Origin of the sequence: Trichloromonas sp. (assembly GCF_034006665.1) — a bacterium.
Taxonomy (GTDB): Bacteria; Desulfobacterota; Desulfuromonadia; order Desulfuromonadales; family Trichloromonadaceae; genus Trichloromonas.
Window position 1 is genome coordinate 1 of record NZ_JAVESI010000068.1, and the last position, 10,614, is coordinate 10,614.

12 protein-coding genes and 1 pseudogene are annotated in these 10,614 nt (G+C 61.0%); 6 read left to right on the plus strand and 7 right to left on the minus strand.

From position 1 onward, the window contains the following. The first annotated feature begins 130 nt into the window (after nt 1-130). From RBR25_RS16620 to RBR25_RS16640, 5 genes are all read left to right on the plus strand, one after another. A complete protein-coding gene (locus RBR25_RS16620; RefSeq protein ID WP_432820667.1) occupies nt 131-463 on the plus strand; it encodes a rhomboid family intramembrane serine protease in 333 nt (110 codons plus the stop codon). 14 nt (nt 464-477) lie between these two features. Beyond that, on the plus strand, nt 478-960 hold the full coding sequence (gene ybaK / locus RBR25_RS16625) for a Cys-tRNA(Pro) deacylase (protein WP_432820668.1): 483 nt from the start codon (nt 478-480) through the stop codon (nt 958-960). A gap of 40 nt (nt 961-1,000) precedes the next feature. Further along, entirely contained in the window at nt 1,001-1,831 is an 831-nt protein-coding gene (locus RBR25_RS16630) for an SIR2 family NAD-dependent protein deacylase (protein WP_432820669.1), read from the plus strand. A gap of 13 nt (nt 1,832-1,844) precedes the next feature. Further along, a complete protein-coding gene (locus RBR25_RS16635) occupies nt 1,845-3,266 on the plus strand; it encodes a nicotinate phosphoribosyltransferase (protein WP_432820670.1) in 1,422 nt (473 codons plus the stop codon). A 282-nt stretch (nt 3,267-3,548) separates the two neighbouring features. Then, entirely contained in the window at nt 3,549-4,115 is a 567-nt protein-coding gene (locus RBR25_RS16640; RefSeq protein WP_432820671.1) for a hypothetical protein, read from the plus strand. Between the two features lie 238 nt (nt 4,116-4,353). Here RBR25_RS16640 and RBR25_RS16645 read toward each other — a convergent pair whose 3' ends face one another. The 7 genes and pseudogenes from RBR25_RS16645 to RBR25_RS16675 form a co-directional block, all read right to left on the minus strand. Then, nucleotides 4,354-4,767: a DUF3617 domain-containing protein gene (locus RBR25_RS16645; protein WP_432820672.1), complete on the minus strand. Its 414-nt coding sequence runs from the start codon at nt 4,765-4,767 to the stop codon at nt 4,354-4,356. A gap of 54 nt (nt 4,768-4,821) precedes the next feature. Further along, nucleotides 4,822-7,047: an ATP-binding protein gene (locus tag RBR25_RS16650; RefSeq protein WP_432820673.1), complete on the minus strand. Its 2,226-nt coding sequence runs from the start codon at nt 7,045-7,047 to the stop codon at nt 4,822-4,824. Between the two features lie 151 nt (nt 7,048-7,198). Next, nucleotides 7,199-7,642 carry a DMT family transporter gene (locus tag RBR25_RS16655; protein WP_432820674.1) on the minus strand — a complete coding sequence of 148 codons (444 nt, stop codon included), beginning with the start codon at nt 7,640-7,642 and terminating at the stop codon, nt 7,199-7,201. A gap of 32 nt (nt 7,643-7,674) precedes the next feature. Continuing rightward, nucleotides 7,675-8,154, minus strand: coding sequence for a hypothetical protein (locus RBR25_RS16660; RefSeq protein WP_432820675.1), 480 nt, complete (start codon nt 8,152-8,154; stop codon nt 7,675-7,677). 28 nt (nt 8,155-8,182) lie between these two features. Beyond that, nucleotides 8,183-8,656 (minus strand): annotated as a pseudogene (locus tag RBR25_RS16665) (YbaK/EbsC family protein). Between the two features lie 126 nt (nt 8,657-8,782). After that, nucleotides 8,783-9,547, minus strand: coding sequence for an imidazole glycerol phosphate synthase subunit HisF (gene hisF, locus RBR25_RS16670; protein ID WP_432820676.1), 765 nt, complete (start codon nt 9,545-9,547; stop codon nt 8,783-8,785). A 50-nt stretch (nt 9,548-9,597) separates the two neighbouring features. Continuing rightward, nucleotides 9,598-9,942, minus strand: coding sequence for a zinc ribbon domain-containing protein YjdM (locus RBR25_RS16675; RefSeq protein ID WP_432820677.1), 345 nt, complete (start codon nt 9,940-9,942; stop codon nt 9,598-9,600). 364 nt (nt 9,943-10,306) lie between these two features. On the opposite strand from RBR25_RS16675, the gene RBR25_RS16680 reads away from it, so the two are divergent. Continuing rightward, the coding region (locus RBR25_RS16680) for a 4Fe-4S dicluster domain-containing protein (RefSeq protein ID WP_432820678.1) at nt 10,307-10,614 on the plus strand (308 nt) is incomplete at its 3' end.

Consider the following 10,614-nt stretch of genomic DNA (forward strand, 5'->3'; position numbering starts at 1 on the left):
TCCCTCGCAAAGCATTGGAATTGTTAAGGAATATACCATAGATCACGTCCCGGCGCAAGAAAAAAATTGCAAATAATCTAATGATTTAAACTATTTGTCGGATCTTCTCTTTTTGCGGTGGCATCATCCCATGACGCCGGTGGTGGGCGCCTCCGGCTCTCTCTTCGGTCTGATCGGGTTCGCCGTTGCCTACTACCACCGCCTTGGGCAACCAGGACGCTACATTCGCGATTTCATGTTCCGCTGGGCGGTCTACGCGTTTCTCTTCGGGCTGCTGGTCGGCGCCGACAACGCCGGACATCTCGGCGGCGCCCTCGGCGGCGCGGCCCTCGGCCTGGTCATGCCTCTGCGCTACCTTCCCAACAGCGCGGCAGCGAAGTTTTTCAACCTGCTTGCCCTGGCCTGCCTCGGCGTCATCGGCTATAGTCTGATCATGCTGGCGCTCTCCATCGCCGGCGCTTGAGGCAAGGGGGAAACATGGCCAAAGAGAAATTCCCCGTCACACCGGCAATCCGCTTGTTGCGCGAAAAAAAGGTGCCCTTCACCGAACATCTCTACGCTTATGAGGATAAGGGCGGCACCGCCGTCTCCTCCCGGGAGTTGGGGGTCGACGAGCACGCCGTCATCAAGACCCTGGTGATGGAAGACGAGGCGGCTCGCCCACTCATCGTCCTGATGCACGGCGACCGTCAGGTCTCGACCAAGGAACTGGCCCGCCAGATCAATTGCAAGACCGTCACCCCCTGCGCGCCGGCGACGGCGGACAGGCATTCGGGGTATCAGGTGGGCGGCACCTCGCCCTTCGCCACCCGCAAGGCGATGCCGATCTATCTGGAAGAAACCATCGCCGAGCTGCCGCGCATCTACATTAACGGCGGTAAGCGCGGTTTTCTGATCGGGCTCGATCCGCGGGAACTGATCCGGGTGTTGCGACCGACGTTGGTGAAGGTGGGCATTTAGGCTGAAGACTGAAGACAAACCCCTGAGAGAGGAGGGCGGCATGAATTGGGAACTCTTCGCGCGGGCGGCCGAGGTGGTGCGAAATGCCGAGGCACTGGTCATTACCGCCGGGGCGGGAATGGGGGTCGATTCGGGGCTGCCCGACTTTCGCGGTGACCAGGGGTTCTGGAAAGCCTATCCCATGTACGAACGACTCGGCCTGAGCTTCGTCGACGCCGCCAATCCCGCCCATTTTCACCGCGATCCCACCTTCGGCTGGGGTTTCTACGGTCATCGCACCAACCTCTACCGCGCCACGGCGCCCCACGCCGGCTTTTTCCTGCTGAGGCAATGGGCCGAGCGCTTCGGCCTCGACACCTTCGTCGTCACTTCCAACGTCGACGGCCAGTTCCAGAAGGCCGGTTTCGGCGAGGACCAGATGCTCGAAGTCCACGGCTCGATCCATCATCTGCAATGCCTCACCCCCTGTTCCTCGGCGATATGGGACAACCACGAAGAGATTCCCATCGATTTCGAGACCATGCGCGCCCGGCACATCCCCCTCTGCCCCCACTGCGGCGGCACGGCGCGCCCCAACATCCTCATGTTCAGCGACTTCTCCTGGGTCGGCGGGCGCAGCCACGGCCAGCAGGTGCGCTTCGACATCTTCCTCGAACAACACCGCAAAGAGCGCCTGGCTATCATCGAAATGGGCGCCGGCAGCGCCATCCCCACCATCCGTTACACCAGCGAGCGGCTCGGCGAGCGGGGGAATGCGACAGTAGTACGCATCAACCCCCGCGAACCGTATATCCGTGCTCCCCACATTTCCATCGCCACCGGCGCCCTCGAAGGACTCACCGGCATTGACCGGGCGCTGAACCAACCCTGAAAGGGATGAAGCCATGAATTGTCCCGCCCTGCTGACTGATCTATACGAACTGACCATGCTCGCCGGCTATTTCGAGGAGGGGATGCACGAGCAGCCGGCAACCTTCGACCTCTTCTTCCGCGAGGCCCCCTTTCGCGGCAGCTACGCGATCTTCGCCGGGCTGGAGCCGGCCCTCGACTATCTCACCCGGCTGCGCTTCGATGAAGCCGAACTGGCTTATCTGCAAAGTCTCGGCATCTTCAAGCCGGCCTTTCTCGATTTCCTGAAGACCTTCCGCTTTCGCGGCACTGTCGTTGCCCCACCGGAAGGGACGGTGGTCTTCGCCCACGAGCCCCTGCTGACCATCGAGGGTTCCCTGGCCGAGGCCCAGTTCGTCGAAACAACCCTCCTTAATCTCATCAACTTCCAGACCCTGGTCGCCACCAAAGCCGCGCGCCTGACCGTCGCCGCCGGCGACGGGGAAATCATCGAATTCGGCTTGCGCCGCGCCCAGGGACCGGACGGCGGCCTGAGCGTGGCTCGCGCCGCCTGTATCGGCGGGGTGCGCTCCACCAGCAACGTCCTGGCCGGGCAGCGCTTCGGCATCCCGGTCAAGGGGACCCACGCCCACAGCTGGGTGATGGCCTTTCCCGATGAACTCTCCGCTTTCCGCACCTACGCCGAAGTTTTTCCCGACAGCTGCGTTTTGCTGGTGGATACCTACGACACCCTGACCAGCGGCCTGCCCAATGCCCTGACCGTCGCCCGGGAACTGCGCGCCAAAGGCCATGAACTGCGCGGCGTGCGCCTCGACTCGGGGGATCTTGCCTACCTGAGCCGGGAAGCCCGACGGATGTTCGACGTCGCCGGCTTTCCCGAAGTCAAAATCCTCGCATCCAACGAACTGGATGAGGAGGTCATCGCCTCCCTGCGCGCCGAGGGAAGTCGCATCGACATCTACGGCGTAGGCACCCGTCTGGCGACCTGCGCCGGCGAAGGGGGCGGCGCCCTCGGCGGAGTCTACAAGCTGGTGCGCTACAACGGCGAGCCGCGCCTCAAGACCACCTCCGACATCGGCAAAAGCACCATTCCCGATCGCAAGGAGGTGCTGCGCGCCGTCGACGGCGAGGGATCTTTCATCATGGATATCCTCAGCCTGCCGGATGAAGAACTGCACCCCGGCGCCATTCTTTACGATCCCACCAACCCGGCCCGCCGCAAGCCGCTTCCATCTGAAGCGCGACTGCTGCCCCTGCGCCGTCCGGTGATGGAAAACGGCCGCATTCTCCAACCCGCCGAAACCCTCGATGCCCTGTCCGAGCGCCGCGCCGCCGAGCTCGCCCGCCTGCCTGCGGGTTCCCTGCGCCTGATCAATCCCCACCGCTACAAGGTTGCCCTCAGCCCGGCTCTGCACCGCCTGCGGGAAGAGCTGATCCAGCGTCACGAACGGCTTTGAACGACTGGTCAACGGTGAGGTGGACACGGCTCTTGATGCTTAAGATCTGTCGCCCGATAGCGACAAGCTTTACGGGTTATTTCTCCGACCTTCCCCGTTCGGTCAAGGCAGCTGTCGGCGGTTTGCGACAGATAAATTTTCTCTCACCTTGACAAAACATAAAATATGTCTTTATTTCATATAGTTAAAAAAGAATCCAAAACTGGCAAGGTTACTGCATCTACCCGTGGAGCGCTGATCCCACCGGCGTCGTTCGCCAGAATCTTTTTCAGGAGTCTCTTTATGAAAATCGGTACTATTCTTTGCGGCACGACGCTTCTGCTCACGGCCGCGACGGTCGAAGCCGCGGATGTCGGCTTGAACCTGAACCTCAACGTCGGCAGTCGGCGTCCGGTCTACAGCCTGCCCGCCATTCCCGCCCCCAGTTTCATGCTCCCCACCCCTCCGGTCTTTCTCACCCCACCGGGACTGGGGCTCTCCGTCGCCATCGACATCCCCTACGATATGGTCCATATTGACGGGTTTTACTACGTCTACCACGGTGACGTCTGGCATCGCGGTCGCCATTACAACGGTCCTTGGACCCAGGTACGCCCCGACCTGCTCCCCTATGGGCTACGCAAGCACAAGCACCGGGATATCATCATCCACCGTGACCGGGAATACCATCGCTACCGGGAACATGAGCATCGCGGCGACTACCGGGGAAGGATCCATCACCCGGTCGATCATCGCGACCGGCGGGATTGGGACCGGCATGATCGCAAGGACTGGGATCGCCGCGACCGCGATCATGATCGGGGCAAGGACAGGGGGCACGACCGGGATTGGCGACACGACCGCGACTGACCCTGTCGCCACCAGCCGACATCTTTCCACAACGCCAGAAGGGCGACCCGTTTGAGTCGCCCTTCTGGCGTTGTGAGGTGGCGATAGCCGCAAACAGTATGTCACCCGGTCAAAAAGACCGATCAAAAATGCCTAGGTGCAAGGCGCCCGGAAGCGTAAGAAGAGAGGCGTGCCGGAAGGTACGCCGCAACAACAAGGAGGGGGGCAACGCCACAAATGGGCGTTTTTCACCAGCCACCTAACGACAAGGGCCGATGCGCTTACCGCTCATATAGTTGGTCATGGTCATCCCCTCGGGCATGGCCATTTGCATGCTCCCCTCAAAGTGATCGCCATGATAGGTAATCTGGCCATCCCCCCGGGTTTCTCCCCCTTCCCCCTTGCAGACGACACTCCAGACCACGGTATTGCCGTCGATGCGGTTGCTGATCACGGTACATTCGTTGTCCGGCTGCTCATTTTGGGGGACCAGATCCTGCTGGGTGATACATTGGCTGAAGGTCATAGGCGGAATCTGCACCGGCATGCCGGGCATCTCCATCCGGGTGGTGATCTCCCATTGGCCTTCCTGCATGTCAATTGAACCGGCGGCCCGCGCCGAGCTCATGCCCAAGGCGCAAAGGAACACGAAAAAAAGCAATTTCTTCCACATAGTCAACCTCCCTGAATCGAGGGCGCCAACGCGCCGGCCATGAATTTCGTAATCCTACGCCATCCCTTGGCGACCGTCAAGGGTACCCATGGGCAGGCTCACGATCACCGTCGTCCCCCGCCCCGGTTCGCTCTCCACCCGGATATGACCGCCATGGGCTTCGACGATCCCCCGGACAATGGCCATGCCGAGCCCCAGTCCGCCAACGGCGGTATTGCTGAAATCCGCCCGGTAAAAACGCTCGAACATATGCGCCGACTGCTGGGGGGACATGCCGATGCCGTGGTCCCTCACGATCAGGCGGCAGAAGTCGGCATCCGCTTCCACATGAATCTCGACGGGCCCTCCTTGCGGGGAATATTTCACCGCGTTACTGAGCAGATTATCCAGAACCTGAGTGATTTTTCCTGCATCGACGGTCAGGCACAGCGGCGGCGCGGGCAGGGAAAGGGAGAAATCATGCCGGGAATGAAGCCCGCGATACTGTTCAATCAAAGGCAGGAGCAAATCATCCACAACACATGCCGCAGGATGCAGGGGAATCCCTTCCCCCCGCTCCAGGCGGCTGAGGTCGAGGAGTTCGTTGACCAGGTGCGAAAGCCATTCGGCGCGCCCGATGATCGTTTGCAGGAATTCTTGCTGTTCCGCCTCGGAAAACTCGCGATTCGCGGCCAGCAATTCGGCAAAGCCGAGAATGACGGTGATCGGGGTACGCAGTTCATGGGCGGCGGTGGAGATGAAATCGCTCTTCATGCGATCCATCTCCCGCAGTTGGGTCACATCCTGTAAAAGGGCCACCCCGCCCGCTCCGGCCCGCCCTGTTCCGCGAACGGGAAAGAAGCGGGCCTGAAAAACGCGGGATGCGGCATATTCGGGATGATACAGTTCCAGGTCGACGACGCCCCCCTCGTCCTCTCCCCGCAAGGCGTGTTCCATGAGCCGACAGAAGCTCTCATCGTTAATGACCTCCTGCAAGGGACGTTCAGTCAGGGGGGAAGAGAACAGGGTTTGTGCCGGCACGTTGCCCTGCACGATGCGTCCGTGGGGATCGACGATCAGCAGGGGATCGGCGAAGGAACGGAGGATGGCGTCGTTGCGGTCCCGCTCCCCTTCCGCCGCGATCAACGCCCGTCGCAATGCGTCTTTCGCCTGTTTCTGCCGGTAGTTGGCGCGCAAGAGCAGCAGGCTCAGAACCACCAACGCGGCCATCAGGCCGAGAAAAATCCAGAATTCGTGCTTGCCAACGGGATAAAAGGAGGAAGGCCGGTTGATAACCTGGGCCCCCTGTGGCAGGGCGGACTCGGAAATGGCGAAACGCCGCAACTCCGTATAATCGAACAGGTAGGCGTTGTTCGCATCGGTATCGACCACAGGGAGCGTCGCCGGGTCCGCTCCGCTCAGAATCTCTTGGGCCATCTCCGCCGCCAGCCGCCCCTGCCGCAGCCCGCTGACCAGACGGCCGCCGACAATCCCTTGGCCGAGGAAGAAATCCCAACCGCCGTAAAGGGGGACGGAACAGGCGGTACGCACCAGACGACAGCTTTCGCCGTAGGAAAGAACCTGCCCCGCCCGATTACGCACCGTGGTGGCGAGCATGACGATCTGCCCAGCCTGGAGTTCAGGCAGGCGCGCCTGCAATTCCTCGGCAGGCAGATTGATCCAGAAACGTGACCGCACCCGCCCCTCCAGGGCGTGCAAGGCTTGAGTCTGATCTTCGAGAATCAATTGTTCGGTCAGAGTGTCGTCGCGGCCGATGACGATGACTTCGCGGGTGCGGGGATGAAAACGCAGCGCCAGTTCCAGGGTTTCCCGGTAACTCGGTTCCTCGACCACGCCGGTGATCCCGGCGCGGCCGCTGAGCATCGCCGGTGTGAAGTTGTTGATGCCGCAAAAAACGATGGGGAGTTGGGGATAGAGTTCATCCCGGTAGTGCAGGGCGAGATCGAGGGCTTCGTTGTCCGAAACCAGCAGCAGATCGAAGGAGAGCCCTTCGAGTTTGCGCCGCAGCAGGGCCTTGAAGGCGGCGAAATAGGTGGAGTCGGGGTTGCGTTTGGTATCGAGGTATTCCACATGAAGGAGAACCGATGCCTCCTCTCGGGGAAAAACCTCCCGCATCCCCTGCATGACGCTCTCCGTCCAGCGCTGGCCGGCGTGGTAGGAGTGCAGAACGAGGATCCGTTTCTCCTGTCGAGTAAAGGCGGCGGCCGAAGAAGCGGCGGTCGCCGCCAGCAGGAGCGCACAAACCAGCACCCGCAAGACTAGGGAAAGAACGCGTAGCAAAGGCACCTCCGACGCAGAAGAAGGAATCGGACCAAATCACCCTTCAATACTAGACGGAATCCCCCCCCTGTCACTTCGATGATGAAAATTCTCACATGCCCGCAGCCGGCTTCACAAGGGCGGGGAACGGCGCAATCCTTCCCCGCCGCCGTCAGTAGCGAATCAACACCACCCCGAGCAACAGACAGCAGGCCCCCAGCACCCGGGGGATCCCCAGGGGATGGGGCGGAACCCCGAGCCAGCCGAAATGGTCAAGAAGCATCGACACCAGCAGCTGTCCGGCCAAAGAGGCAACGACCACATTGGCCACGCCGATGCGGGGGATGAGCAGCAGCACCAGGGTCACGAAAATTGCGCCCATGAAACCGCCGGTGAGCAGATACCAGGGAATCTGACGGATCTCCCCCCAACCGGGCAGTCCGATGCCGGGCAGCCACAGGCATACCGCGAGAAAGAGCGTGCCCACGGCAAAGGAGATCAGGGAGGATTGCAGGGGATGGGCAAGCAGCTGGCCCATGCGCGCGTTGAAGCCCCCCTGGATGGGGAGCAGGCCGCCGACCAGAAAGGCCAGGGCAATGAACCAGAAGGTTTTCACGTCTCTCTCCTTGCTCCGCATGCGGCCGGGAATCAATCCCGGCGCGCTGCCGCGTCCTCCCCGTGATTGCGCAGGGCATAGATCTTCGTCTGTACGCTTTCGGGATCCTTGAGCAGAAAGCCGATCCGGTTGTTGTCGCTGGTGTGCAGCACCAGATAGCCGCCGGAGAGAGTCGGCAGCTCACCGCGAAAGGAAGCTACGAGGGTAACATCCCGGATCTGGCCCAAAGGGAGCACGATGGAGGGGGTCTTCTCGATAAAATGCTGGAAGTACAGACAGCGGTCGCCGACAATCAGCACGCCGTTGTTCTTCACCTTCGAATAGCCGAAATCGGCGCCGCTGTAACGGACATTGCCCACCAGCAGCTGAACGAAATCCCCATCCCCCCGTACCCGCCGTTCCAGCACCTGACGAGTCTTGGCCAGCCGCGCCCGAACCAGCAGCGCGGCCGCGCCGACGATGAGCAGCAGAACGACAAAGATCGAAACGAGCAGCAACAGCACATCCACCATGGAGATTCACCTCCTTTTCTCAAATGCTTTACAGCGATATGGGATCACAGGCTTGGGCGAAAGGCCCGCCGGTCAATTCGGCGAGTTTCTCGCAGGAAATCGCCACCGCCGAATGATCGTCCCCGGCGGCGGGATAAACTTGGGCAAAACGCCGCAGCGAAAGATCGAGCAACACCGACAGCTCCTTCGGCAAAAGAAAGGGGCAGACCCCACCGGGGGCATAGCCGGTGTAACGCAGCACCTACTCCGGCCCGGGGAAGGTGACCTTGCCGGTCAGCCCGGCAGCCTGCTTGAGCTTCGCACTCCTGACCCTGACGTCGCCGCCGGCCACCACCAGCAGCGGCTGGTCGCCGACCAGCAGTAACATGCCCTTGGCGATCTCCGCCGGGGCGCAGCCAACGGCGGCGGCCGCCGTCTCCACCGTGGGAGTCGGTACGGCGAAACGCAATACCTCAAGACCGTGAGAAGCAAGATAGCGTTCAACGTCGTCAATCGTGGGCATGATCGTTCCCGATAGCGTTATTTTAACGAACAACCGACGAAAAATCCCCAGGACGGGACCGCCGCCCGGGGATTTCCCCGTTTTTCCTCCCTCCCCGGATCGTGCCGGGGAAGGCGTGAAACCCCTTTAAAGAAGAACCTGAAGGCCGCGCCCGCGCAGATACTCCTTGACTTCCCTGATCCGGAATGTCCTGAAATGAAAGACCGAGGCCGCCAGCAGAATCTGCGCGCCGCCCTGTACCGCCCCCTCGTAGAAATGCTCCAGCGTTCCGGCGCCGCCGGAAGCGACCACCGGCACACTGACCGCGTCGGCGATGGCCCGGGTGAACTCCAGGTCGTAACCGGCACGGGTTCCGTCGCCATCCATGCTTGTCGGCAGGACAACCCCGGCGCCCAAATCCTGGCACTCCCGGGCCCAGGCGACGGCATCCTTGCCCACCGGCTTGGTACCGCCGGCAACGACCAATTCGAACCCCGAAGGCATGGCCGGATTCCGACGCGCGTCAACGGCAACGGTGATGCGTGCGGAACCAAACTCCCGCGCGGCGCTTCGTACCAGCTCGGGATCCTTGACGGCGGCGCTGTTCATCGACACCTTGGAAGCCCCGGCGGCCAGGGTCAGGCGAATATCCTCCAGACTGCCGATCCCCCCGCCGACGGTCAGCGGGATGCTGATCACTTCGGCCACCTTCTCCACCCACTCCAGGCGGGTCTTGCGGTTTTCCAGAGTCGCGGCAATATCGAGCATCGCCAGTTCATCGGCTCCCTCGCTCTGGTAAAATTTGGCGTTCTCCACCGGATCACCGGCATCCTTCAGATCGACGAAATTCACACCCTTGACGACGCGCCCGTCCTTCATGTCCAGACACGGCATAATCTTGATCAGCGACATCACAGCCTCTCTCTCGTTGTTTGCGGTTTGAAACAAATGGCCTATCCGGCCTATCCGGCCTTTTTCACGAACTCCGATTTCAGCATCATCCCGCCGAAACCATCGATACGGCAATCGATATCATGATCCCCCTCGACCAGGCGAAGGATTTTCACCTTAGTGCCGACCTTGATGACGGAGGACGCCCCCTTGACCTTGAGATCTTTGATCAGGGTGACATTATCCCCGGCGGTCAGGGCATTGCCATGGGCGTCACGCACAACCGGGGCCGCTTCGTTCTCTGGGGCGGGTGCGTCCACCGACCACTCGTGGCCGCATTCGGGACAGACGTAGAGACCGCGATCTTCGTAGGCAAAACGGGAACGGCATTCCGGGCATTCGGGCAGGGTGCTCATGGTGTGTCCTTAAGTCTGTAGAAACGGGATTTTCGCGCGGGAAGAGAAACGGCGGAAGCATACACCAGTTCCGTCGAATTGGGAACTATTCGCCGCCAAGCATGCGCTCGCGCCGCAGCAAGGCAGCGAATGTGTCGGCGACGGCGGCCATGCCCAGATTGTGGACAATGCTGAGGTTTCTGGTGCCGCCTCGGGTGAAGGCTATGTGTCAACACTAAAATTTTTTAAAATTTAGTGTTGACAAAGAAATGAGAATGGTGCACATATGCATATATATGGATGAGTGAGAATCGGATGCCGCCACGGAGAAAAGATACGTAGTCGGATTGCCGCAGCCGAGGACTTATAAAAAAAAGGCATTGCCATGAAAAACACCAAAATGACTCTCTCCGCCGAAACCATGCACCTTGATTTCGTGCGCAAGGTGGAAAAGCTTTCCGGCAGTTCGGTACACCGCTGCTTCCAGTGCGGCAAATGTACCGCCGGCTGTCCGATGCGCTCCTTCATGGAACATCCCCCCCACCGCATCGTCCGACTGTTGCAGCTGGGGCAGTACGAGCGGGTGCTGGCCGGACGCTCCATCTGGTATTGTGTCTCCTGCGAAACCTGCACCGCCCGCTGCCCTAACAATGTTGACTTGGCGGCGATCATGGATGCTCTGCGCAAGTGCTC

Bases quoted from the DNA above. Each gene is read 5' to 3' on its own strand.
- hisF (WP_432820676.1), bottom strand. From the start codon at position 9,547: ATGTCGCTGATCAAGATTATGCCGTGTCTGGACATGAAGGACGGGCGC.
- RBR25_RS16660 (WP_432820675.1), bottom strand. From the start codon at position 8,154: ATGGTGGATGTGCTGTTGCTGCTCGTTTCGATCTTTGTCGTTCTGCTG.
- RBR25_RS16635 (WP_432820670.1), top strand. From the start codon at position 1,845: ATGAATTGTCCCGCCCTGCTGACTGATCTATACGAACTGACCATGCTC.
- RBR25_RS16645 (WP_432820672.1), bottom strand. From the start codon at position 4,767: ATGTGGAAGAAATTGCTTTTTTTCGTGTTCCTTTGCGCCTTGGGCATG.
- RBR25_RS16640 (WP_432820671.1), top strand. From the start codon at position 3,549: ATGAAAATCGGTACTATTCTTTGCGGCACGACGCTTCTGCTCACGGCC.
- ybaK (WP_432820668.1), top strand. From the start codon at position 478: ATGGCCAAAGAGAAATTCCCCGTCACACCGGCAATCCGCTTGTTGCGC.
- RBR25_RS16620 (WP_432820667.1), top strand. From the start codon at position 131: ATGACGCCGGTGGTGGGCGCCTCCGGCTCTCTCTTCGGTCTGATCGGG.
- RBR25_RS16630 (WP_432820669.1), top strand. From the start codon at position 1,001: ATGAATTGGGAACTCTTCGCGCGGGCGGCCGAGGTGGTGCGAAATGCC.
- RBR25_RS16675 (WP_432820677.1), bottom strand. From the start codon at position 9,942: ATGAGCACCCTGCCCGAATGCCCGGAATGCCGTTCCCGTTTTGCCTAC.